Genomic DNA, 24,121 nt, shown 5'->3' with positions numbered 1-24,121 from the left:
GGCGGCGTTGCGCACCAATGGCCGAAGGGAGACACATCATGTACGCATCCGTCGGGGACCGCTTCGTCGTCCACGGCCGGACGGTCGGGTGCCCTGAGCGCCATGGGGTGATCACCGAAGTCCGCGGCGTCGCCGGTGGCCCTCCGTACCTGGTCCGCTGGGATGACGGCCATGAGGGCCTGTTCTTCCCGGGTGCCGATTCCACGATCGAGCTGCGGCCGGCGCGGGAGCACGCAAGGGCCTGACAACACCTGACCTGACAGCAACCGACAGCACCTGACAGCAACCGAAGGCGCCCGTCGCCCGGTCCGCCGGGCGTCCGGGCACCTCGCCCGGACGTGACGGACGCTCCGCACATTTCCTGAGCGCCCACACACGCTCGTCCGGACACCCGTTTTTCCGGAGATCGATAGACCGCACGTGCAGTGCCGATCCGAACCCGGCGCACCCGCCCGTACCGGCGGGACTCCTCCTACCAGGGTCCAAGTCCCGCTACCAGCATCAACTGGTCGGTGGTGAGCGGAACCGCCCGAGGCCGTATGCCGGCCTCGGGATGATTTCCTCCCTCGCAAGGGTCGGCATGCGGATGTGACGTGCGCTATACACCTTGGAAACCGTTCACGGACGGACCTCACGGGCCCCCGCGAACATCTTCGATCCCCGGAGCAGCCTGATGCCAAGCTCGCCAGCGCCGTCCGACCCGTCCGCCCCATCTGGTGGGTCGGCGCGATTCTGGTCGGGCCTCGGACGCACGGTCGGCCGCCGGACGGGCATGGTGGCCGTGGTGGCCTTGATCATCACCGCGGTGCTCGGTCTCGGCCTGACCAAGCTGGAGTTCACCACCGGCCAGGACAACTATCTCAATTCCGACTCGCAGGTCGCCAAGGACAACGTCGCCTACCAGAACCTCTTCGGCGGCCAGGCGATGATCGTCCTGTTCACCACGAAGCCTGGTACGGATCTCGTCGACCTCTTCACCACCGACAATGTCAAGAAGTTCCGCGATCTCTCCGCGCGGCTGGAGAAGGACCCGCGCATCGAGAGCGTGATCACCCCGCTCACCGCGCTGCAGTTCACCGCGAACCTGGTCACCAGCCCGGACGGGAATCCGATCAGCAGCCCGGCGGGGCAGATCCTGCTCGACGCCCAGAGCCGCGATCCGAATCCGGACTCCGCAAAGCGGCGGCTTGCCGACTCGCTGCGCACCCTGGAACGAATCAACGCGATACCCGCGGATCGGCGTGACTTCGACGATCCCGACTGGACGGACTTCCTGCTGCACGACAACACCGGTGCCGTCCGCAAGTCGCTCGAGTCGTTCTTCCCGACCGACCGGACGGCGCAGATGATCGTCCGGTTGAAGGGGAACGCGTCCATCAAGGAAGAGGGCCGCGGAGCGTCCGCCACCGAGGCCGCGATGCAGGACCTGACCTTCGACAACGCCGACGTCATGACGACCGGCGCCGCCGTGCTGCTCCGTGACATCAACGACTACCTGCGCGGCGGCTTCCTCACGCTCGGAGCCATCTCGCTGGTCATCATGGCCGGGCTGCTGCTGGTCGCCTTCGCCGTGCGCTGGCGGCTGCTGCCACTCGGCGTGGTGGCGGTCGGCCTCGTCTGGGCGTTCGGGCTCGCGGGCTATCTGGGCGTGCCGCTGTCCGTCGTGACCATCGCCGGCATGCCCGTCCTGCTCGGGGTCGGCATCGACTTCGCGGTCCAGCTGCACAGCAGGGTCGAGGAGGAGGCACAGCTCGACCGGGCCCGCGATCCCGTCGCCGAGGCGCTGGCCTGGCTGATGCCGGCCCTGGCGGTGGCCACCGTCGCCGGAATCGTCGCGTTCCTCGCGCTGGAGTTCAGCGAGGTGCCGATGATCCGCGACTTCGGCGTCCTGCTCGCGATCGGCCTGCCGGTCATCGTCGTCGCGACCGTGCTGCTGAGCGCCGCCTCGCTCGGGTTCCGGGAGCGCCGCTCCCCCACCGCGCCGAGGGACTACTCACGAGGCCCGCTCGGACGCGCGGTGGTCGCACTCGGCTCGCTACCTCGGGTGACCGCCATCCCACTCGTCGTGCTCGCGGCCGCGATCTTCGCCGGTGGGCTGGTCGTCGAGGGCGACCTGAAGGTCCAGACCGACCCGGAGAAGTGGGTGAGCCAGGACTCCCAGGTCGTGCACGACATCCAGAACCTCAAGGCGCAGACGGGGTCCAGCAGCGAGCTGGGCGTCTACATCCAGTCCGGTGACGTCTTCGACGACAGGACGGTGAAGTTCGTCCACGACTTCACCTACCAGCAGCTCAAGGAGCACCCCCAGGAACTGCTGACGGCGTCCAGCCTGGTGACGACGATCAGCTTTCTCATGGAGGTGCCCGACACCACGCTCCTCGCCCCGACCGGCGCGGACATCGAGCGGGCCTACCGGGTCACGCCGGAAGCGATCCAGAAGAGCACGGTCAACCTGGACGGCAAGGCACTCAACCTGATCTTCCGGACCGGGCCGGGCGCGCTGGAGGAACGCGCGGTCGTCGTCGACGACATCCGGGCGACGGTCAGCCCGCCCGAGGGGATCCGCGCGACGCCGTCCGGCCTGGCCGTCGTCGGCACCGGCCTGCTGGAGAACTTCGAGAAGAACCGCGTCGAGCTGACATACTTCGCGCTCATCGGCGTGTTCCTGATCCTGCTGCTGTGGCACCGGAACATCGTCCGCGCGGTGGTGTCGGTGGTACCCGTGCTGATCGCGGTGGGGCTCACCGCGATCGTCTCCTGGCTCGCCGGCTTCGACCTCAGCCCGCTAACGGCGGTCGGCGGGCCACTCGTGATCGCGCTGTGCACGGAGTTCACGACACTGATCGTCATGCGGCATATCGAGGAGCGCCGCCGCGGGCGCGACCCGCTGGCCGCCATCGAGGAGGCGGCGGCCCGCACCGGGCGTGCCTTCATGGTGTCCGCGCTCGCCGCGGTGATCGGGATCGTGGTCCTGGCGTTCAGCTCGTTGCCGCTGCTGCGCGACTTCGGCCTGGTGGTGGCCCTGAACGTGGGCGTCGCCCTGCTCTCCGCGCTCGTAGTGCTGCCGCCGCTGCTGCTGTGGGCGGACGAGCGCGGCTGGGTCTACCGCGGCCCGCGGCTCGCGGCCGGCGCGCTTCCGCTGCCCACCCCGGCCCCCGCCGGCGCCGGGGTGGGCGGGCCAGCCGGGTCGGACGGCACCTCGGCACCGCCCGCCGGGAGCGCGACCCCGCCCGCCGCGGGGAGCTCGGCCGGGCCCACCCCCGAGAGCTGACGGCGCGGTCGGCTCCGCCCTTACCGGGCGGGCCGACGGACCCGGTCCGGTGTGACGCGGCCGGACCGGGTCTTCGTCGTTCGGCACCCCTGTGGCACGCTCGACTGACTCGCGCTGTCGCGGCGGACGACTGTCCGCCATGCCGGCAGCCCGGAAGCGGAACGTGACACCGCCGTACAGGCTCGGCAGCCACCGAGCGCAATGAGGAGAGGGCATGACTTTCGACTTCAAGGTCGCGGATCTCGCGCTGGCCGAGTTCGGCCGCAAGGAGATCCGGCTTGCCGAGCACGAGATGCCCGGGCTGATGGCCACCCGCGCCGAGTACGCGGCCAGCCAGCCACTCAAGGGCGCCCGGATCATGGGCTCCCTGCACATGACGATCCAGACCGCGGTCCTGATCGAGACGCTCGTCGCCCTCGGCGCGGACGTCCGGTGGGTGTCCTGCAACATCTTCTCCACGCAGGACCACGCCGCGGCCGCGGTGGTCGTCGGGCCGAACGGCTCCAAGGACGACCCGAAGGGCGTGCCGGTCTTCGCCTGGAAGGGCGAGACCCTCGATGAGTACTGGTGGTGCACCGACCAGGCGCTGTCCTGGCCGGACGGCGGCGCGCCGAACATGATCCTCGACGACGGCGGTGACGCCACCCTGCTCGTCCACAAGGGCGCCGAGTTCGAGAAGGCCGGCGCCGTCCCGGCGACCGACGCCTCGGACTCCGAGGAGTACGCGATCGTCCTGGAGACGCTGCGCCGCACGATCTCCGAGAAGCCCGGCCGCTGGACGACGACCGCGACGTCGGTCAAGGGTGTCACCGAGGAAACCACCACCGGCGTGCACCGGCTGTACGAGATGGCGAAGGCCGGCACGCTCGCCTTCCCCGCCATCAACGTGAACGACTCGGTCACCAAGTCGAAGTTCGACAACAAGTACGGCTGCCGCCACTCCGTCATCGACGGGCTGAACCGGGCGACCGACGTGCTCATCGGCGGCAAGGTCGCGGTCGTCGCCGGCTACGGCGACGTCGGCAAGGGCTGCGCGGACGCGCTGCGCGGCCAGGGCGCCCGCGTCATCGTCACCGAGATCGACCCGATCTGCGCGCTGCAGGCCGCTATGGACGGCTTCCAGGTCGCCACGCTCGAGGACGTCGTCTCGACCGCCGACATCTTCGTGACGACCACCGGCAACTACGACATCATCACGGCCGCGCACATGGCCGCGATGAAGCACCAGGCGATCGTGTCGAACATCGGGCACTTCGACAACGAGATCGACATGGCCGGCCTCACGAAGACTCCCGGCATCGAGAAGATCAACATCAAGCCGCAGGTCGACGAGTGGGTGTTCCCGGACGGGCACTCGATCATCGTGCTGGCCGAGGGCCGGCTGATGAACCTCGGCTGCGCCACCGGCCACCCGAGCTTCGTGATGTCGAACAGCTTCACCAACCAGGTGATCGCCCAGATCGAGCTGTTCACCAAGACCGAGCAGTACCCGGTCGGCGTCTACACGCTGCCCAAGCACCTGGACGAGAAGGTCGCCCGGCTGCACCTGGACGCCCTGGGCGTCAAGCTCACGACGCTGACGAAGCAGCAGGCCGACTACATCGGCGTGCCGGTGGAGGGCCCGTACAAGCCGGACCACTACCGCTACTGAGCACAGGCGCTCGCCTCGCCGAGCCGCCGTGAACACGAGGGCCGTCCCGATCGATCGGGACGGCCCTCGTCGTCGTTGGGGCCCGGCTGCCGCCCTGGGAGTTCGCGGCCCACGGCCCGCGGCGCAGGTGGGCTCAGGCGGCCGGGGCGCCGGGATCGGTCTGGGACCAGCACAGGGTGGTCCAGACGACCGTGCCGGCACCGTCCCCATCCGGCGCGGTGCCGCCGCCGGTGAACGCGCCGGCCTCGGTCACGCCGCCCCCGGTCGCGGGGCTGGTGCTCTCGGGGCCGGTGGCACCGGGACTGGTGAGCGCGGTCTGGCCGGGGCCGGGCTGGTTCACAGGAGTGACCGGACCAGCCGGACCAGCCTGGTCAGGCAGATCGGTGGGCTGGGTGCTGGCCGGTGCCGACTCGGGATCCAGCGACGGGAGCGAGTACCAACCGGCGGGCAGCAACGCCCCGGAATCCGCGACGACGGGCGTCTCGATGTCGGTCGGGATCACGTCAGGGACCACCAGCTCGGAGGCACCGGCCGGGCATGTCAGGCCTGGGGTGTCGGTGACCTGGGCGGACGGCTGGTCCGTGCCCGACTCCGTGCGGCACAGCACCGCGGACCGGGGCGGCCAGAAGGACGCGGTGTGCGCGTAGTAGCCGGCCTCGAGCCGCACCGGCGGGCCGGGGTCCGGTTCGTCGCCGGTGACGGCGACCTCGAACTCCTGCCCGCCCGGGCACTCGGCCCCCGGGGTGCCACCTGCTCGGGCCGCCGTCTGGCCGGTGATCGCGAACGTGCCGGCGATCAGAACAGCCACGAGCCCCGCCCGGCCCACTGAGAACGATCGTGCGACGGTCATGGTGACACCCTCCCTCTACGGACGATCAGACAAACACGCCGGGTGAACATCGGTGCCGAGTTCGTGGCCAACACACGCCCTGTCAGCTTGGCGACAGGGCACAGCGGGACCACCACGACCGCGGCGCGGCGCGGCGACCGTGCCACGGCGGTGCTCCAGCTCGGGCGCTCCCGAACGCTCACACGGCTCACGCTCGCGGCCCGTGCGCGCGTAGCCGAGACGCGCGACGACACGGAGCGCGTCCGGGGAAGCACCACCGACCCACAGCTCGCCGACCCCGGCATCCGAGAAACGCTCCGCCGACGGCACGGCGGAGCGGGCAGGCCGGGCAGCCGAGGCAGCCGGGTCCCCGGCGCGCGGCGGATTCCGGCCCGGGTCGAGGCGGGGTTCGGGCTCCAGGTCGCGGCGCATCCAGATGTGGTCGATGCCCGCCTCGATGTCGCGCACCGGGCCGAAGCGGGCGGACCGCGGCCGGTAGCCGGCCCGCCGGTAGAACTCCTCGACCTGTTGCTGCGCGTGCAGTTCGATCGTGGTCAGCCCCCGCTCGGCGGCCAGCCGCTCAAGGGCCTCGGTGACGAACAGCCCGAGGCCCCGCCCGCGGTACGGGCGCCGGACGGCGACCCGCCCGATCACGCCGTACCTCCCGCGCCCGACATCCGGCTCCTGACCACCCTCCGGGGTGATCAGCCGTGCCGTCGCGAGCACCAGGCCGCCCGCGCCGACGAGGACAGCGTGGTCTGCGCTCGCGTCCAGGGCGTCGCGCTCCAGGTCTGCGGGCACGCCCTGCTCCCCGACGAAGACCTCGTGGCGCAGGTCGAACACCGCCGCCGACGGAACGCCCGCGACGAGGGCAAAAGTGGGACCGCCCTCGGGAGCACCGGCGACAGTCGTCGAGGAAGGCGTCACCGATGGAACCGGGTGAACGCCGGCGGAGTGCGCACGGTTTGTCAGTGTAAGCAGTCAATCCATCTCGGCAATCCGCGCACTCATAGACTACATATATCTATGGAAAACAACAAAAGTGTCACTACATAGACAACTGGCGCCATGACGCCGAAGGGCGCACCGAGCCGGGGCTGGCCCGCTCAGCCGACCCAGATGTGACGGGTTCCCAGCGCAGGGGTAGGAATCCCTCTTGTACGGATCGTCATGGGATCGCACGCGAAACACCGAAAGCACGGCCTGGGGCCGACCACCAGGACGGCGGCCACGGGCCGCGGCGGGCCACCCGGACACCACACAGACACGAAGAGGAACACGTGACTCGTCCAGACCGACGGCAACCGGTACGTCGAGCGCAGACAGGGACCCGAGCACCGGCGGGGACCCGAGCGCCGGCAGGGGTCCGAAGGCCGGCAGAGACCCGACTGCCGACGGAGTCCGGGCACGCGGCGAGCACGAACGGCCGGGGCTGACCGTGGCCGTCACCCTCTACCCACCGGCCCGCAACCGCCCGGTCCGCAACACGTCCGGGACGATGGTGGAGCCGACCCGCGGGCTGATCCCCCACGTCCAGGTCGGCACCGGTTCGCTCTTCGGCTGGTTCGACAATCCGGCCAGCCAGGTCAGCGCCCACCTGTGGCTGTCGAAGGCAGGCGAGTTCGAGCAGTACGTCCCGTTCGACCGCCGGGCCTGGGCGCAGGCCGCGGGCAACCCGTTCTGGATCAGTGTCGAGTGCGAGGGGTACGACTCCGAGGACTACACGGCGATCCAGGTACAGCGCCTCGGCGAGCTCTTCGCCTGGGGGATGCGCGAGTTCGGCTGGCGCCCCGAGATCACGGACTCACCCAACGGCTACGGGCTCGGCACGCACCGCATGGGCGGCGCGGCGTGGGGTGGTCACTCGTGCCCGGGGAACGTCCGCGCGAACCGCCGGGGCGACATCCTCGCGGCCGCGCTGGGGGCGTCCCCCGGGGGCTCGCTCGCGGACCCGCGGCAGCGGTACGCGGGGATGCCGACCTTGCGGGAGGGGATGAGCGGGCCGGAGGTGGTCACCCTGCAGAACGCACTGAACATCATTTTCGGCCACGAGGCGCCGACGGGTGACCCCTACCGCCTGGCGCCCGACGGGGCCTACGGCGCGCGCACCACCGCCCGGGTGGCCTCGCTTCAGCGGTACGCGACGCCGTGGTTCGGCCGCATACCCGAGGACGGGGTCTGCGGCCCGAACACCTGGCGCAAGATCGGCTATGTCCTCACCGGGATGAACCGCCAAGTGTGAGGCGGCCGGGGCCGAGCCGGGGCCGAAGGTCGGGACCGGGACCCGCGGCGGCTCAGGCCTCGCGCAGGGCGTCCCGGAAGGAGACCCTCGCCCCGGTCCGCAGCACCGCGTTGCGGTAGATCCGCCCGGTGAGCCGGATGAGCACGCCGATCAGCGCCAAGGCGAGCACCACCGAGAGGACCAACTGCCACACCGGCGCCACCCCGAGAGCGATCCGCATCGGCATCAGCACCGGCGCGAAGATCGGCAGCAGGGACAGCACCGCGATCAGGCCGTTGTCGGGATCGCCCGGCACGATCGAGATCCCCAGCACCCAGGGCACCACGATCGCCAGCACGATGGGGCTCGAGATGCCCCCGACGTCCTCCTGCCGGGAGACCATCGCCCCGACCGCGGCGAACGGGAGGGCGTAGAGGAAGAACCCGATGACGTACCAGACCACCGACCAGATCACCGTCCCGGTGGCCTCGCCGGAGGGCAGCGAGAGCGCGCCGGTGACCAGCGCGGCGACCAGGCCCCCGCCGGCCAGCACGATCATCTGGATCAGCGCTACCAGCCCGATACCCAACACCTTGCCGGCCATGAGCGTCCACGGGCGGACCGTCGACAGCAGCAGCTCGACCACCCGGCTCGACTTCTCCTCGACCACCCCTTGGGAAACGGCCGGCCCGTAGAGCATCAGGCCCATGTAGATCAGCAACGCGGCGGCGATCCCGAGGACGAGCCGCTCGCCCTGGTGGGCCGGCGCCGGGTCGAGCTGGGTGACATCGACCCGCGTGGCGGCGACCGCCTCGTTCACCCGGGCCGGGTCGCCGCCGAGCACGCTGATCTCGTTGTCGAGAACCTGCTGGCGGGCCACAACAGCCAGCACGGCGCGCCACTCGTCGTTCAGGTCCTCCTTGACGGCAACGCGCAGGCCGTTCGGGGACGCGGTCACCAGGGCGTCCAGATCGCCGTCGGCGACCTGGCGCAACCCGGTGGCCTCGTCGGGCACCTCGCGGGTCGTGATGCCGACGTCCAGGCTCCGGGCGGCGGCGGTGAGCGGCGCCGTGATCGCGGATTCCGCCGCCGTCACGCCGACGGACTCCGTCGAATCGCCGCCGTCGACCAGATCGATCACGACCGCGGCGCCGACGAGCAGGACGAGGAGGGCGACGGTGGTGATCCGGAAGACCTTGGAACGCAGCCGTACGCCGAGCTCGCGACCGGCGACGAGCCGCACGGTCGCCCAGGAGCCCAGCGCCGGATAGTCGCCCCGGCCACCGGAACCCGGCGCCGGCGCCGGCCCGGCACCGGTCTGGGCCGGGATGCCTGGGGCCGGGCCGGCCGTGGCCTCGCGGCCGTGTTCGTGATCGGATTCCGGGCTCATGCCACCGTCACCTCGTCCGTCGCGCTCGCCGTGTCAGATCCGGAGCCGGTACGGGAGCGGACGCCGGGGGCGCCCTCATCGGTGCTCACCGCGGAGCGGAACAGCTCGGCGAGTGACGGCCGGCCGCGGCGGAACTCCCGCACCGGGCCGACCGCCAGCGCCCGGCGCAGCAGGTCCTGGTCGTCGGCGCCGGGAGCGAGGTCGACCACCGTACGGGCCCCCTCGGTGGCGCGGACGGTCATCCCGGGCAGGTCCTCGGCCCAGCCCGGCGGGGCCCCGGGCACCTCGACGACGATCCGCTCGGTGCCGTCCGCCCGCAGCTCGTCGACCGTGCCGGCGGCGACCATCCGCCCTGCGGCGACGATGCCGACCCGGTCGCAGAGCCGCTCGACGAGCTCGAGCTGGTGGCTGGAGAACACCACGGGAACCCCCTCGTCGCACTTCTCCCGCAGCACCTGGCTCATGACGTCGACCGCGACCGGGTCGAGCCCGGAGAACGGCTCGTCCAGCACGAGAACCTCCGGGTCGTGCACGAGCGCGGCGGCGAGCTGGACCCGCTGCTGGTTGCCGAGACTGAGCTTCTGCACCTCGTCGTCCCGCCGCGCCGCGACGCCCAGCCGCTCGAGCCAGGCGTCGGCGGAGCGGCCGGCGGCAGCGGCCGGCATCCCGTGCAGCCGGGCAAGGTGAACGAGCTGGTCGCGGACCTGCATCTTCGGGTACAGGCCCCGTTCCTCGGGCATGTAGCCGATCCGGCGGCGGACGGCGAGGTCGACCGGGCGGCCGGCCCACCGGACCTGCCCGGCATCGGCCGCGAGCACCCCGAGCACGATGCGCATCGTCGTCGTCTTGCCCGCCCCATTGCTGCCGACGAAGCCGAACAGCTCCCCCTCGCGAACGTCGAAGGTCATGCCGTCGAGCGCGACGACCTCGCCATACCGCTTGCGCACATCGTCGATCTCGAGCCGCCTGTCCGGCATCGACCACCTCCGCGTCACGTCCCGCTGCTGGACGACCACATAGTACCGAGCTAAAGTGATATCACTTTGATACCTCGGCGCTAGCGCAGAGGTAGCCGGGCCCGACCAGCACACCAGGTCGGAACGCGCCGGGCGGACCGGCTCGCCAGATCAAGCTCCCCATCCGGAGGCACACATGAGCACCGAGACACCCCAGGTGGACGTCGAACATGTCGTTGTCGACATGCCCGAACCGAGCGTCCGGGAACACCATGCGAAGGACCACTCGGGCCTGTTGGCCCTGCTGGCGAGCCTGCTGGGCATGCTGGCCTGCCTCGCGCTCGGCATCGCCGGGATCGTCGTCGCCGCCGACCACTCCGCCCCCGTCGGCGCCGTCCTCATCGTGGTCGGCGTGCTCGGCCTCATCGCCGCGTTCTTCGCGCTGTGCGGCCTGACCGCCGTCGCGCCGGGCGAGGCCCGGGTCGTCGCGCTGTTCGGCCGCTACGTAGGGACGATCCGCACCACCGGGCTGCGCTGGGTGAACCCCTTCACCACGCGCAAGAAGGTCTCCACCCGCATCCGCAACCACGAGAGCGGCGTGGCGAAGGTGAACGACGCCGACGGAAACCCGATCGAAATCGCGGCCGTCGTGGTCTGGCAGGTGAAGGACACCGCGCAGGCCGTCTTCGAGGTGGACGACTTCGTCGAGTTCGTGGCCATCCAGTCCGAGACCGCCGTGCGGCACATCGCGACGAGCTACCCCTACGACGCGGCCCCCGAGGTCATGTCGCTGCGCGACAACGCCGAGGAGATCACCGCGAAGCTCTCACTGGAGATCGCGGCCCGGGTCGCCTCCGCCGGTGTACACGTGATCGAGTCCCGCATCACCCGGCTGGCGTACGCGCCGGAGATCGCCCAGGCGATGCTCCGGCGCCAGCAGGCGGGCGCCGTCGTCGCGGCCCGCTCGCGGATCGTCGAGGGCGCCGTGGGCATGGTCGAGGCAGCGCTGGAACGCCTCGACCGGGAAAACATCATCGAGCTGGACGAGGAACGGAAGGCAACCATGGTCAGCAACCTGCTCGTGGTCCTGTGCAGCGAACAGTCGACGCAGCCGGTCATCAATGCCGGATCCCTCTACACCTGAGCCGCGGGAGCCGGTGACGGTACGTGGCCGAACGGAAGAAGATCCTGCTGCGCCTCGACCCGGCCGTCCACGACGCGCTGGCGCGATGGGCGTCGGACGAGCTGCGCAGCACCAACGCACAGATCGAGTTCCTACTGCGGGCCGCGCTCGCGGACCGGGGCCGGCTACCGAGGGAGGCCGGCGCAATACCGCGCCGCGGACGCCCACGGCGGGACACCACCACCGGCCCCGAGCCCGGCCCCGAGGACGCCCCCTCGACCGAGGCGGTGGACGTCCGCCGCACCCCGCCACCGTGATCGGCACCTGGGAGGAGACCCGTCATGCAACCACCACCGTCGCTGCCGGCCCAGCTCTACCTGCTGGCCTACGACCTGGAGCGGAACCGCATGTACCGCTCGCCCTATCTGGGTCGCGCGCTACGCGCGGCCGCCGCGACCGAGCTCTACCGGGCTGGACTGCTGACCGACGAGAACGGCCGGGTCAAGCCCGTCGCGCCCCGTGCGGAGCACCGGCCGCACGCGGAAGGGCGGCCGGGCCAGCCTGCTGCGCCGGGCCGGCGGCGCACCCCGACCGCCGATGAGCTGTGCGCACAGCTCATCAGCGAGGTCGGCGCGTCGTCCCGTCACCGGTCGTGGAAGCACTGGGTGAACAAAAACCAGCGGACCGCCGGCCGGGTCGTGCGCGACCAGCTCGAGGCGGGCCGCTGGATCAGGGTCGAGCGACGCCGGATCCTGGGGATGATCCCGGCGACCTCCGTGACCGTGCGGGACCGGGCGATGGTCCGCCGGCTGCACCGCGAGGTGGAGCAGGTCCTACACGGAGGCCCGGCCGGCCGCGCCGACCCCGGCCCGGCGAGCCTGGCCGCGCTCCTCGCCGCCGGTCAGATCGGGGCGATGAAAAGCGGCCGGGCCCGGCGGGCACTCAAGGGTCGGCTCGCGCTGCTGGAACCGGTCGCCGGGCCGGCCGTCCCGGCGCTGCGCGCCGCCGTGCGGGAGGCGCAGACCGCCGAATCAGCCGGTGCAGCCGGTTGACGACTCGGTCGCGGGGTTGACCCGCCAGGTCAGAACTCGCCGCCGCCGGGCTGCGAGTACGTCGCCCCGCCGGTCCCCTGATCCCGCTGCGGACCACCGGCGCCGCCCGTGCCGGGGGCTTCCGACGAACCCAACCGGCCGGGCTGACCGGACTGACCGGACTGACCGGACTGACCGGCGGCGTCCGGGCGCGATACGTCACCCCGCCAGGCCCCGGTCTCCTGGCCGCGCTCCTCGATGAAGGACTTGAACCGCTTGAGGTCGTCCTTCACCCGGCGGTCGTCGGCGCCCAGCACCGAGCCGGCCTTCTCCACGAGCCCCTCGGGCTGCCAGTCCATCTGCACCGTCACCCGGGTGGCGTCGTCGGCCAGCCGGTGGAACGTCACCACGCCGGCGTGACGGCTCCCCTCGGTGCTCTTCCACGCGACGCGCTCGTCCGGGAGTTGCTCGGTGATCGTGGCGTCGAACTCGCGCTCGGTGCCACCGGCCTTGATCCGCCAGTGGGTGTGGGTGTCGTCCGTCTGCTGGATGGACTCGACCCCCTCCATGAAGTTCGGGAACGACTCGAACTGGGTCCACTGGTTGTAGGCGGTCCGGACCGGGACGGCCACATCGATCGATTCCTGCACGGTGCTCGTCATGGTTCCTCCCATCGACTTCGACGTCGGATGGGTGGGGTCCTCCCCGATGGTGAGGCCCTAACACACGCATCCGGGACGGGAGGGCAAAAGGGTGCCGGGCGGCGCGGATCCCGGTACCGAACCCGGCGTCAGGTCGCGGAGATGATCCCGGTGGCGAGGAGGAACAGGATCACTGAGCCGAGCGCGAGCCGGTAGTAGATGAAGACGCTGTAGCTGTGGCGGGCGACGAACTTGAGCAGCCACGCGATGGCGAAGTAGGCCGTCACGAAGCTCACCACGGTCGCGGTGATGGTGACGGTCCAGCCGACGCCCTGCTCGATGTTGGACGACTCCGTCACGACCTGCAGCAGAGCCGCCGCGAACAGCGCCGGGATGGAAAGGAAGAACGACAGGCGGGTGACCGTCACCCGGTCGATCCCGCGCAGCAGCCCGGCGGACATCGTCGACCCCGAACGCGAGATTCCCGGAATCAGCGCCATGCACTGGACGACGCCGATGACCAGCGTGTCCTTCCAGGTCACGTCGTCTTCGTGCCGTTTCTGGGTCGCGACGCGATCGGCGTAGCCCATCACCGCGCTCCACCCGATCAGGGCGGTGCCGACGAACCACAGGCTGCGCAGTGTGGTCTCGATCTGGTCCTTGAAGAGCAGGCCGACTATTCCGATGGGAATGGATCCGACGATCACCGCCACACCGAACCGGAAATCAGGGTGATCGCGGTACTCCGGCCGGGTCACGCCCCTGGCCAGGGCGGCGATGATCCGCCGGAAATCATGCCGGAGGTAGAGCAGCGTGGCGAACACCGCGCCGACCTGGATGATCGCCGTGAATGCGGTGATGTCCGGGTCGTCGATGCTGTAGCCGAGCAGCTTCTCGATGATCGTCAGGTGACCGGTACTGGAGACCGGGAGGAACTCTGTGAGCCCCTCGACGGCGCCGAGAAAAACCGCTTCGACGATGTTCATGCCCGCCCTTCCTCCACACCACCTCCGCCCGGGAGATCGCCAGGAGTGTATGTCGAGAAAGATCACCAATACGCGGTGGGTCCGCCGAGGTCACGCTGCGCGCGCGTCGAACACCAGCGAGAGCGACCGTCCGCGACCAGGTGACTGTCCGTGATCGGATTGCCGTCCGTGGTCGGGGCGGGCCGGAACGAGGCGCTACCGCTTCCCGCCACCGGCTCGGATACTTGTCCGACCCAACGCCACGAATGCGGGCTATCGGCCGCGTAACGCCGGAATCGGGCCCGACGCCATGGAACGGAGCAACAGTGCGTAACGCACCCGACGCGGAGAACTCGGCGGACTCGGCGGACTCGCTCCAGGAGCCGGTGCCGCACCAGCCAACGGTTCCCGCGCCCGGCCCGCAGCGACGGCCCGAGCCGGCGGACCGGCCGGACGGCGGCGTGCTGCGACTCGACCTGCGCATCCCGGTACCCGCCACGCGCGGCCACGACCAGAGCAGTCAGAACCAGAGCAGCCAGCACGACGGAGCCGACCAGGACGGCTGGCAGATCGCGGTGACCGTCTGCCTGCCCGCGCCGCCATCCCCGTCCGCCACCGGCCCCGGCGCGGACGGCTTGGAAACAGGCGGCTTGGAAACAGGCGGCCTGGAACCAGGCGGCTTAGCCGCAGGCGGCTCCGGCCCGGGTGTCCCCGTCCTGGTCGGGCTTCCTGGCGGTGGGTACGCCCGGCGGTACTTCGACCTGCCCGAACCCGGCTACAGTCAGGCCGAGCACCACGTCCGCCGGGGCGCGGTGGTTGTCATGGTCGACCACCTCGGTGTCGGGGAGAGCAGCGTTCCGCCGACCGAGGTCACCGACCTGCCGACGGTCGCCGCGGCCGGCCACCACGCGGTGACGGCGGTCGTCGACGGCCTGCGTTCCGGCACGCTGACGCCGGGCGTCGGGCCGGTCGGCGTGTCGGCGGTGATCGGCATGGGGCAGTCGATGGGCGGTCACATCCTGGCCGCCATGCAGGCCCACCACCGCACCTTCGACGGCGTGGCGATCCTGGGCAGCAGCATGACGGCGACGACCATTCCGTGGCGTCCCGGAACGCCCGGCCCGGTGATCCCCGAAGGGTCCTCCCCCGACGAGGCGATGGCGGTCGTCCTGGCGTCAGCCGACTGGATCTACGCGTTCTTCTGGGAGGACGTGCCGGAGTCACTCGTGCGGGCCGACAGCACCGGGGGGCTGCCGGGCCGGCGGACCGCCCCGGTCTGGGGCAGCACCACCTACCCGGGGCTCACCGGCGCCGAGGTACTGCCCGCGGGGGTGGCCGAGGCGGCGGCGAGCATCGACGTCCCAGTCCTGTTCGCGACCGGGACGCGGGACGTGACCGGTCCGCCACTGACCGAGCTGGCCGCCTTCAGTTCGGCCACCGACCTCGCCTGGTTCGTCGCGCCGAGGATGGCGCACATGCACAATTTCGCCGGCACCCGGCACCTGCTGTGGAACCGGCTGGACGCCTTCGCCGCCCAGGTGACCGGCCCGCGAACCACCCGGTTGTGGTGATCCGCCCGGCCAGAGCCCGGTACCCTGACCGCCCCCACAGCCGCCCCGCCCCGCCCCGCCCCGCCCCGCAAAGAATATAATTCTATTATCCAAAGAACCGAGTTTCGCGCCTCCCAACATCCCGTACCCGAAGGACCTCGACCATGAGCGACACTGCTGGAGTGGAATGGGAGGGCACCCCCGCCTCGGTGCGGGCCGCTGTCGACCGGGCCCTGAACCGGCACCAGCGGGACGCCCTCGTCGAGGTCGAGCAGATCCTCGACGCGGCCCTGCGGGTCGCCGTCCGTGTCGCGCCGGCCGATCCCAAGGTCGCCGACATCGTCGCCGAGGCCGGGACGTCCAACCAGACCTTCTACCGGTACTTCGCCGGCAAGAACGAGCTCATGCACGCGGTGCTGGAGCGCGGGATCGTCATCCTGCGCTCCTACCTTCGCCATCAGATGTCGAAGAAGTCCGATCCTGCCGGCCAGATGACCGCCTGGGTCGACGGCATGATCGCGCAGATCACCCGGCCGGCGGTCGCGCAGCAGGGCGCCACCGTCAACCGGCTGCTCGCCCGGGCCAGCGATTCGGTGCCGGGGCGGGCCACCCTCGACCAGCAGCTCGGCCAGCTGCTCGTCCCGCCGCTGACGGCGGCCGGCCGGCCGCGGCCGGATCTCGACGCCAGGCTGATCCAGGACGCCGTCCTCGGCACGATGCAGCGCCATGTGGAGCCCTGCACGGTGCCGACCGAGGACGAGCAGCGCCATCTCATCGACTTCTGCGTCTCGATCCTCCAGGCGGGGCCGGCCGCCGCCCACTGAAACCGGGCTCCGCCTCCGACCTCCCACCAGGTCACCACGCAAAGTAACGATCTGTGTATTTTGCGTCGGTTAACGGTAGGGGAAGGAGATGGGGCACAGCCGTCGGCGCGACCGGCTCTTCCGCCGCGCGGCGGTCGGCGCCGCGGTGCTGACGGGCGCCTGCGTGGTTCTCGCCCAGGTGCTCCCCGACAGCCTGGCGCTGTCCGCCGTCCGACTGACGGTGATCGGGTTCCTGCTGCTCGGCGGGACGACCTGCGTGGTCGCCGGGCTGCGTCGCCATGGCGCCGAGCGGTGGTGGCGGCTTCTCATGGCGGTAATGGTTCTCGCCGTGGCGGTGGCGTCGGCCGCGGTGTTCCGGGACACGGCGGCGGGGCGATCTCCCGTCCCCCAGCTGACCCCGGCCTCGCTGGTGTATCTGATTCCGCTCGCGATGGGTGTCGCCGGCGTGCTGCTCTACCCGACCGACCCCGTCGAGCACGACGACGCCGAGGACGGCGGGCCGCTGCACGCCTACCGCTGGTACGCGATCACGGTCCTGGACGGCATGATCGTGGTCGGCTCGGTGGCGCTGCTGGTCTGGGCCACCGTGCTGGAGCGCACGGTCGGGCACGGCGAACCACTCGGCCCCGGCCCGCTCTACTCGATCATCCTCGCCGCGGTCTCGCTCGTGGTCTTCGTCGTGCTGATCCTGGTGGCCGTGTTCCGCGAGCCGCGCGACAGCCGCGGCCACGCGCTCCTGCTCGCGGGCATGTGCGCCGCCTCGATCTCCGCCATGTGGGAGCTCGCGGTGCTCATCCACGGCCTGGACGACGTCCCGCGGCTGACCGACCTGCCCATTGGCATCGGTGCGCTGCTCATCGGCCTGGCCGCCATCTCCACCGATCCCGATACGGGTGCCACTACCGGTGCCGACGCCGCTGCCGACGTCGATGTCGATGCCGATGCCGATGCCGTGGGAGTGGGACTGGCCGCCGTTCCCAGCCTGGGTCGGCGGGCCGCCTCGGCCAGGCTCCGCCGGTGGCACGCGATCCTGCCGTACCTCCCGCTGACCGCGGCCGGGGCGGCGACGGTGCTCCAGATCGCCGGAGACGGCATCGGGCACTGGGAGGAGATCTGGGCGCTGCTCGCCCTGCTGCTACTCGCGCTGGTGCGCCAGATGATGACGATGTCGGACAACATCCGCCTGCTCGGCCAGGTGGAGGAGAAACAGCGGCAGCTGCGGCACCAGGCGTTCCACGACCCGCTGACCGGGCTGGCGAACCGCAGCCTGTTCATCGACCGGCTCGAGCGGGCGCTGCACCGCCAGCCGGGCCCCGCCGAGCGCTTCGCCGTCCTGTTCTGCGACCTCGACGACTTCAAGCGGGTCAACGACGTCCTCGGCCACGCGGCGGGCGACGACCTGCTGCGGATCACCGGCGCACGGCTCGCCGGCTGCGTCCGCGCGGCGGACACCGTGGCCCGCCTCGGCGGTGACGAGTTCGCGATCCTGCTCGTCTCGGCCAACATCGACGATCCCGAGGCAGTCGGATGTCGGCTGGCGGCCGCGGTCCGGGCGCCGGTGCGGCTGGCGAGCCACACCTTCACCGTCGCGGCCAGCGTGGGCCTGGTGACCGTCGACCCGGAGACCGGGACGGGTGCCCCGCACCAAGGCGCGGACCCGGACCCGGACCCGGACACGGACACGGAGCCGCGCGCGGACGTTCCGGACACCGCCGAGCAGCTGCTGCACCGCGCCGACCTGGCGATGTACGCGGCCAAGGCCAGGCGCAACGGGGAGCCGGCCGTCTACACCCCTGAGCTGGTGGGCCCAGGGCGGGCGCGGGCACGGCCCGCCCGGAACGTCCCGCTGCCCTGAGCCGGCCCGAATCTAGCTGAACCTCCCCGAACCAACCCGAACTGGAATCGTTCCAAAACTGTCTGAACCTGATGAAACGGACTGGACCAGCCCTGAGGCCAGCCCGGCGATCCGTGATCACCGGACCAGCGTCGGATCGATATTTCGATCATCCGGAAGTTGCGTTCTTTGTGTACAGAACGCTATTCTGACCGCTCCGAGAGGAGACCGACGATGTCGTGGGACTTCGAGACCGAACCCGAGTACCAGGCCCAGTTGGACTGGGCTGACAAGTTCGTGCGGGAGGAGGTCGAGCCCCTCGACATGGCTTGGCCCGACCTGCAGTTCGTGCCGCGCGGCGAGACGCTGCAACGGGTCATCGACCCGCTGCGGCAGCAGGTCAAGGACCACGGCCTGTGGGCGACCCACCTGGGCCCGGAGCTCGGCGGCCAGGGGCACGGGCAGCTCAAGCTGTCGCTGCTCAACGAGATCCTGGGCCGTTCCAGCTGGGCGCCGATCGTCTTCGGGTGCCAGGCGCCGGACACCGGCAACGCCGAGATCATCGCGCACTACGGCACCGAGGCCCAGAAGAAGCAGTACCTGCAGCCGCTGCTGGACGGCGAGTGCTTCTCGTCGTACTCGATGACCGAGCCGCAGGCGGGCTCGGACCCGACCCAGTTCACCTGCAGCGCGGTGAAGGACGGCGACGGGTGGGTGATCAACGGCTGGAAGTTCTTCTCCTCGAACGCCAGCACCGCGCGGTTCGTCATCGTCATGGTGGTCACCAACCCCGATGTCAGCCGGTACCGGGGCATGTCGATGTTCCTGATCCCGACGGACACTCCGGGCATCAACATCGTCCGGAACGTGGGTCTGCCCGGTGAGCCGCTGGGCGAGGGGCACCACGCCCTCATCCACTACGAGGACGTCCGCGTCTCGGACGACGCGCTGCTCGGCGGCGAGGGCCAGGCGTTCGCCATCGCGCAGACCCGCCTCGGCGGCGGGCGGATCCACCACGCGATGCGCACGATCGGCCTGGCGAAGAAGGCGCTGGACATGATGTGCGAGCGCGCGCTGAGCCGCAGCACGCAGGGCAGCCTGCTGGCCGACAAGCAGTTCGTCCAGGGCTTCATCGCCGACTCGTACGCCCAGCTGGCGCAGTTCCGGCTGTTCGTGCTCTACACGGCGTGGTCGATCGACAAGCACAAGGACTACCGCAAGGTCCGCAAGGACATCGCCGCGGTCAAGGTGGTCATGCCCGCGGTCCTGCACGACATCGCCTCGCGGGCGCTGCAGGTGCACGGCGCGCTCGGCGCGAGCAACGAGATGCCGTTCCACCAGATGGTGATGGGCTCGTTCGTGATGGGCCTCGCCGACGGGCCGACCGAGGTCCACAAGGTCACCGTGGCCAAGCAGGTGCTGCGCGACTACAAGCCCACCGACGACCTGTGGCCCACCGAGCACCTGCCCAAGCGCCTCGCCGCGGCGCGTGAGAAGTACGCCGAGTACCTGGAGCTCGAAGTGGGGAACCTGTGATCGACATCGAGCGCCTCGCCACGTGGATGGACGAGGCCGGACTCGCTGGCAAGGGCGAGCCGATCGAACACCGTTACGTCTCCGGTGGCACCCAGAACGAGATCTACGAGATCCGCCGCGGTGACCTGCACGGAGCGCTGCGCATCCCGCCGGCGGGGGCGCCCGCCAGCCGCGACGCCGGCATCCTGCGCGAGTGGCGCATCATCGAGGCCCTGGACGGGACCGACGTCCCGCACACCGCGGCGCTCGGCATGTGCGAGGACGCCTCCGTCCTCGGCCGCTCCTTCTACATCATGGGCTTCGTCGACGGCTGGTCACCGATGAGCCAGCGCGGTGTCTGGCCCGAGCCGTTCAATTCCGACCTCGAGCTCCGCAAGGGGCTGTCCTACCAGCTCGCCGAGGGCATCGCGCTGCTGTCGAAGGTCGACTGGAAGGCCCGCGGCCTGGAGGGCCTCGGCCGCCCCGACGACTTCCACGAGCGCCAGGTCGACCGCTGGACGGCCTTCCTGAACCGCATCAAGAAGCGGGAGCTGCCCGGCTACGACGTGGCTGCGCAGTGGCTGCGCACACACCGGCCGATCGACTTCATCCCCGGCCTCATGCACGGCGACTACCAGTTCGCGAACGTGATGTTCCAGAACGGGGCGCCCGCGAAGCTGGCCGCCATCGTCGACTGGGAGATGGGCACGGTCGGCGACCCCAAGCTCGACCTGGCCTGGATGCTGCAGAGCTGGCCCGAGGACACCAGCTCGACGGACCTGATCGGCAAGAGCTACGCGGATCTCTACGCGATGCCGACGAAGTCTCAGCTCCTCGCGCACTACGCGGAGGTGTCCGGCCGGCAGGTCGATGACTACGATTACTACCTGATTCTGTGCAAGTTCAAGCTCGCCATCGTCCTCGAGCAGGGCTTCCAGCGCGCGGGTGACGACGAGAAGCTGCTGTCGTTCGGCCCGATCGTGCTCGGCGCCATGCAGGAGGCCGCCGACCTCGCGGAGAGCACGGACTACAAGCGATGACCGACACTGACACCAGCACCGCGGACATCCTGCTGGAACGGGTCGGAGCGGTGCTGGTCATCCGCCTCAACCGGCCCGAGGCCCGCAACGCCCTGACCCCCGCGCTGCTCAGCGCCATCGGCTCGGCGATCCTCACCGCGGAGTCGGACCCCGACATCCGGGTGGCCGTGCTGACCGCCGCGGGCGAGAAGGCGTTCTGCGTCGGGATGGACCTGAAGGCCTTCACCTCGGGCGGGGGCTTCTCCCAGATCGCGCCGGAGGACAAGGAGGGCCGGGCGGCCTTCGACCGGCTGATGGGCGGCGACGTCAAGGTCCCCCTCGTCGGCGCCGCGAACGGCACCGCGGTCGGCGGCGGCTTCGAGCTGCTGCTCTCCTGTGACGTTGTCGTGGCCTCCTCGGCGGCGAAGTTCGGCCTGCCCGAGGTCAAGCGGGGCCTGCTCGCGGCCGGCGGAGGCGCGGTCGCCATCGCCAGCCGGATCCCCCTCGCCCTCGCGCTGGAGCTGACCCTCACCGGCGACACCGTGGACGCCGCGCGCGCCCAGCAGCTCGGCCTGGTCAACGCGGTGGCCGAACCGGAGAAGGTGCTTGAGACGGCGCTGGCGCTCGCCGAGCGCATCGCCGCCAACGGCCCGCTCGCCGTCGCCGCGACCAAGGAGATCGTCCGGGCCGCCGCGGCCGACCCCGCGCGCGGGCAGGAGCGCATGGCGCAGCTCTCGCCGGCGGTGTTCAAGAGCGAGGACGCCAAGGAGGGCGCGATGGCGTTCATCCAGAAGCGCACGCCGCAGTGGAAGGGCCGGTGACCGCGCACCGCCCGCGCACCAGCGGCCGGGTGGGCTGAGGTGCGCGCCGCGGTCTGCCGCGAGTACGGCCAGCCGGAGGTCGTCCGCGTCGAGGAGTTCCCCACTCCCGAGCCGCAGCCCGACCAGGTCGGCGTGCGGGTGCGCGCGGCAGCGGTCAACTACTCCGACGTCCTGCTGGTCGCGGGTGAGTACCAGGTCAAGGTGCCGCCGCCGTTCGTCCCCGGCAGCGAGTTCGCCGGTGTCGTCGAGACGGTCGGCGCTGACGTGACCGGCGTGGCCGTCGGCGACCGCGTGTTCGGCACCGGCATGGTCGGTGCCTTCGGCGAGATCGCGGTGGGGCGGGCCGCCAGCCTCACCCGCACGCCGGACGGCATCGCCGACACCGTGGCCGCCGCCTTCGGCGTGGCGCACCGCACCTCGTACCACATGCTCCGGTCGGTGGCCCGGCTGCAGCCCGGCGAGCAGCTCGTCGTGCTCGGTGCGGGTGGCGGGGTGGGCCTCGCCGCCGTCCAGCTCGGGGCGGCGTTGGGCGCCACGGTGACGGCGGTGGCGTCGTCCGCGCGCAAACTCGAGGTGGCGGCCACCAACGGCGCCACCCACCTCATCGACCACCGCGCGAACGACCTCCGCAAGGCACTGAAGGAAACCCTCCCGGACGGCGCCGACGTGGTCATCGACCCCGTCGGCGGTGACCTGGCCGAGCCCGCGCTGCGTTCGCTGCGCTGGCGCGGCCGGTTCGTCACGGTGGGCTACGCCGCGGGCTCGATCCCGCGGATCCCGCTCAACCTGGTGCTACTCAAGGGCATCCAGATCGGCGGGATGCAGCTGCGCGACCTGGGTACGCACGCGCCGGACGAGCTCCAGCGCAACGAGCGGGAGCTCATGGAACTGTTCGCCGCGGGCAAGGCGGTGCCACACATCGGCGCCAGCTTCACCTTCGACGAGACAGCGGCGGCGCTGCGCTATGTGGCCGACGGCCACGCCATCGGGAAGATCGTCCTGGAGATCGCCCCGTAACACGGCCCGGGACGTCCACCGCGGGTGCGGCGTGGTGGACGTCCCGAGTGGGGCCGGAAACGACGCCCGGCGCGGCGCAGCCACAACGAGGTGGGTGCGTCGCGCCGGGTCTTTTCGTTTTCGTGCCGCTGGCCGACTCCGACTCCGACGGAGCGGGAGCCGGCCAGGGCATGCGTTCTCAGATGGTCTCGGGGTGCTTCTCCGCGAAGAGGCGGGCCCATTCCTTGCGGGAGCGGATGGCGGTGTCGACGTCGGTGGCGATGGCCCGGCGGGCGCCGACGGTCGCGCGCTCCTTGGGGATCTCGGAGAACGGGTCCCAGTTGAAGAACCGGCAGGCGTTCTGCCAGGTGATCTTGTCGATCTCCTCGTCGGTCGCACCCGCGTTGTTCAGCTCGTTGAGCACGAACTCCGGCGCGTCCGGCCAGATCGAGTCCGAGTGCGGGTAGTCGCACTCCCAGGCGATGATGTCGATCCCGATCTCACGGCGCAGCTTCAGCGACGTCGGGTCGGTGACGTAGCAGGCGAGCGAGTGGTCGCGGAACACCTCGCTGGGCAGCTTGCCGCCGAAGTCGCGGCGCAGCCAGCGCTGGTTGGTGTAGTGCCGGTCGCAGCGGTCCAGGTAGAACGGGATCCAGCCGATGCCGCCCTCGGAGAAGGCGAACTTCAGGTCCGGGTAGGTCCGCATCGCCGGGCCCCACAACAGGTCCTGCACGGCCAGCGAGGAGATCTGGCACGCCAGGATGATCAGGTTGTCGATCGGCGCGTCCGGGGCGAGCTTGAGCGCGCCGAACCCGGTTCCGATGTGCAGGCACATCACCATCCCGGTGTCGGACAGCGCCTCGAACACCGGAGCCCAGAAGTCGAGGTTGTGGTAGCTGGGCAGGCCCTCGAGGTGCGGCAGCTCGGGCATGGTGACCGCCCGGCAGCCCTTCGCCGCCACCCGGCGGATCTCGTTCACCATCAGCTGCGGGTCCCAGGTCGGGAGCAGCGCCAGCGGGATGAACCGGCCCGGGTAGGTGCCGGCCCACTCGTCGATGTGCCAGTTGTTGTACGCCTGGACCATCGTGACCGTGGTGTCGGTCTTGTAGTGGTTGAGATGCCCGGCGGAGAACCCGGCGAACGTCGGGAAGCACATCGACGCCAGGATCCCGTTACGGTCCATGTCCCGGACCCGGTCGTGGATGTCGTACACCCCCGGGCGCATCTCGGCGAAGCCGGCCGGGTCCTTGCCCCACTCCTCCGCCGGCCACGACACGACCGCGTTCAGGCCACTGACGCCCGTCACCCGGCCCTGGTAGATCCACTGGTCCACGCCCTTGTCGTTGCGCACGACGTGCGGCGCCTGGTCCACCAGGTTCGCCGGGACGTGGTTCTTGAACATGTCGGGCGGCTCGACCACGTGGTCGTCGATGCTCACCAAGACCATGTCGTCGATGTTCATGATCCTCCTCGACTGGCGGGTC

21 protein-coding genes are annotated in these 24,121 nt (G+C 70.7%); 14 read left to right on the top strand and 7 right to left on the bottom strand.

Features of this window, described 5'->3' with window-relative positions; all coding sequences use genetic code 11:
• Positions 1–38 precede the first annotated feature (38 nt).
• The 3 genes from FRANEAN1_RS00540 to ahcY all read left to right on the top strand — a co-directional run bounded on the left by FRANEAN1_RS00540 (position 39) and on the right by ahcY (position 4,922).
• Positions 39–245 carry a DUF1918 domain-containing protein gene (locus FRANEAN1_RS00540; protein WP_012157558.1) on the top strand — a complete coding sequence of 69 codons (207 nt, stop codon included), beginning with the start codon at positions 39–41 and terminating at the stop codon, positions 243–245.
• A 428-nt stretch (positions 246–673) separates the two neighbouring features.
• On the top strand, positions 674–3,271 hold the full coding sequence (locus FRANEAN1_RS00535) for an MMPL family transporter (protein WP_012157557.1): 2,598 nt from the start codon (positions 674–676) through the stop codon (positions 3,269–3,271).
• Between the two features lie 214 nt (positions 3,272–3,485).
• Positions 3,486–4,922: an adenosylhomocysteinase gene (gene ahcY, locus FRANEAN1_RS00530; protein ID WP_012157556.1), complete on the top strand. Its 1,437-nt coding sequence runs from the start codon at positions 3,486–3,488 to the stop codon at positions 4,920–4,922.
• A gap of 133 nt (positions 4,923–5,055) precedes the next feature.
• Here ahcY and FRANEAN1_RS00525 read toward each other — a convergent pair whose 3' ends face one another.
• Both FRANEAN1_RS00525 and FRANEAN1_RS00520 read right to left on the bottom strand, forming a co-directional pair.
• On the bottom strand, positions 5,056–5,772 hold the full coding sequence (locus FRANEAN1_RS00525) for a hypothetical protein (RefSeq protein WP_012157555.1): 717 nt from the start codon (positions 5,770–5,772) through the stop codon (positions 5,056–5,058).
• A gap of 15 nt (positions 5,773–5,787) precedes the next feature.
• Positions 5,788–6,678 carry a GNAT family N-acetyltransferase gene (locus FRANEAN1_RS00520; protein ID WP_012157554.1) on the bottom strand — a complete coding sequence of 297 codons (891 nt, stop codon included), beginning with the start codon at positions 6,676–6,678 and terminating at the stop codon, positions 5,788–5,790.
• A 511-nt stretch (positions 6,679–7,189) separates the two neighbouring features.
• Here FRANEAN1_RS00520 and FRANEAN1_RS00515 point away from each other — a divergent pair.
• A complete protein-coding gene (locus FRANEAN1_RS00515; RefSeq protein WP_041253498.1) occupies positions 7,190–7,993 on the top strand; it encodes an N-acetylmuramoyl-L-alanine amidase in 804 nt (267 codons plus the stop codon).
• A 52-nt stretch (positions 7,994–8,045) separates the two neighbouring features.
• Here FRANEAN1_RS00515 and FRANEAN1_RS00510 read toward each other — a convergent pair whose 3' ends face one another.
• Positions 8,046–9,362: an ABC transporter permease gene (locus FRANEAN1_RS00510; RefSeq protein WP_012157552.1), complete on the bottom strand. Its 1,317-nt coding sequence runs from the start codon at positions 9,360–9,362 to the stop codon at positions 8,046–8,048.
• Positions 9,359–10,339, bottom strand: a complete 981-nt coding sequence (locus FRANEAN1_RS00505; RefSeq protein WP_012157551.1) for an ATP-binding cassette domain-containing protein — start codon at positions 10,337–10,339, stop codon at positions 9,359–9,361. Before FRANEAN1_RS00505 ends, FRANEAN1_RS00510 begins: the two co-directional genes overlap by 4 nt.
• A gap of 175 nt (positions 10,340–10,514) precedes the next feature.
• Between FRANEAN1_RS00505 and FRANEAN1_RS00500 the strand changes: the two genes are divergently transcribed.
• Genes FRANEAN1_RS00500 through FRANEAN1_RS00490 form a run of 3 tightly spaced genes read left to right on the top strand, consistent with a single transcriptional unit; the run spans position 10,515 to position 12,493 of the window.
• Positions 10,515–11,462: an SPFH domain-containing protein gene (locus tag FRANEAN1_RS00500; protein WP_012157550.1), complete on the top strand. Its 948-nt coding sequence runs from the start codon at positions 10,515–10,517 to the stop codon at positions 11,460–11,462.
• Positions 11,463–11,485: 23 nt separating this feature from the next.
• The gene (locus FRANEAN1_RS00495; RefSeq protein ID WP_012157549.1) at positions 11,486–11,758 is read left to right on the top strand and encodes a hypothetical protein; all 273 of its coding nucleotides are present in this window, start codon (positions 11,486–11,488) and stop codon (positions 11,756–11,758) included.
• A gap of 24 nt (positions 11,759–11,782) precedes the next feature.
• A complete protein-coding gene (locus FRANEAN1_RS00490) occupies positions 11,783–12,493 on the top strand; it encodes a GPP34 family phosphoprotein (protein WP_012157548.1) in 711 nt (236 codons plus the stop codon).
• A 29-nt stretch (positions 12,494–12,522) separates the two neighbouring features.
• On the opposite strand, the gene FRANEAN1_RS00485 is transcribed toward FRANEAN1_RS00490, so the two are convergent.
• Positions 12,523–13,134 carry an SRPBCC family protein gene (locus tag FRANEAN1_RS00485; protein WP_012157547.1) on the bottom strand — a complete coding sequence of 204 codons (612 nt, stop codon included), beginning with the start codon at positions 13,132–13,134 and terminating at the stop codon, positions 12,523–12,525.
• 128 nt (positions 13,135–13,262) lie between these two features.
• The gene (locus FRANEAN1_RS00480) at positions 13,263–14,099 is read right to left on the bottom strand and encodes an undecaprenyl-diphosphate phosphatase (RefSeq protein ID WP_012157546.1); all 837 of its coding nucleotides are present in this window, start codon (positions 14,097–14,099) and stop codon (positions 13,263–13,265) included.
• Positions 14,100–14,404: 305 nt separating this feature from the next.
• On the opposite strand from FRANEAN1_RS00480, the gene FRANEAN1_RS00475 reads away from it, so the two are divergent.
• From FRANEAN1_RS00475 to FRANEAN1_RS00445, 7 genes are all read left to right on the top strand, one after another.
• Positions 14,405–15,649, top strand: coding sequence for a hypothetical protein (locus FRANEAN1_RS00475; protein WP_012157545.1), 1,245 nt, complete (start codon positions 14,405–14,407; stop codon positions 15,647–15,649).
• Positions 15,650–15,792: 143 nt separating this feature from the next.
• Positions 15,793–16,452, top strand: a complete 660-nt coding sequence (locus FRANEAN1_RS00470; protein ID WP_012157544.1) for a TetR/AcrR family transcriptional regulator — start codon at positions 15,793–15,795, stop codon at positions 16,450–16,452.
• 88 nt (positions 16,453–16,540) lie between these two features.
• On the top strand, positions 16,541–18,307 hold the full coding sequence (locus FRANEAN1_RS00465; RefSeq protein ID WP_012157543.1) for a GGDEF domain-containing protein: 1,767 nt from the start codon (positions 16,541–16,543) through the stop codon (positions 18,305–18,307).
• A gap of 213 nt (positions 18,308–18,520) precedes the next feature.
• Entirely contained in the window at positions 18,521–19,822 is a 1,302-nt protein-coding gene (locus tag FRANEAN1_RS00460) for an acyl-CoA dehydrogenase family protein (protein ID WP_012157542.1), read from the top strand.
• Complete coding sequence (locus tag FRANEAN1_RS00455; protein ID WP_012157541.1) at positions 19,819–20,841, top strand: phosphotransferase family protein; 1,023 nt, start codon at positions 19,819–19,821, stop codon at positions 20,839–20,841. The genes FRANEAN1_RS00460 and FRANEAN1_RS00455 overlap by 4 nt, the downstream gene beginning before the upstream one ends.
• On the top strand, positions 20,838–21,641 hold the full coding sequence (locus FRANEAN1_RS00450) for an enoyl-CoA hydratase-related protein (RefSeq protein WP_012157540.1): 804 nt from the start codon (positions 20,838–20,840) through the stop codon (positions 21,639–21,641). The genes FRANEAN1_RS00455 and FRANEAN1_RS00450 overlap by 4 nt, the downstream gene beginning before the upstream one ends.
• A 39-nt stretch (positions 21,642–21,680) precedes the next feature.
• Complete coding sequence (locus tag FRANEAN1_RS00445; RefSeq protein ID WP_012157539.1) at positions 21,681–22,658, top strand: NADPH:quinone oxidoreductase family protein; 978 nt, start codon at positions 21,681–21,683, stop codon at positions 22,656–22,658.
• 178 nt (positions 22,659–22,836) lie between these two features.
• Here FRANEAN1_RS00445 and FRANEAN1_RS00440 read toward each other — a convergent pair whose 3' ends face one another.
• A complete protein-coding gene (locus FRANEAN1_RS00440; protein WP_012157538.1) occupies positions 22,837–24,099 on the bottom strand; it encodes an amidohydrolase family protein in 1,263 nt (420 codons plus the stop codon).
• Positions 24,100–24,121: the final 22 nt, after the last annotated feature.

The sequence above is a fragment of the Parafrankia sp. EAN1pec genome (genome assembly GCF_000018005.1).
Taxonomy (GTDB): domain Bacteria; phylum Actinomycetota; class Actinomycetes; order Frankiales; family Frankiaceae; genus Parafrankia; species Parafrankia soli.
Note: the sequence above shows the minus strand (reverse complement) of the source record. Positions and strands in the feature narration are given on the sequence as shown.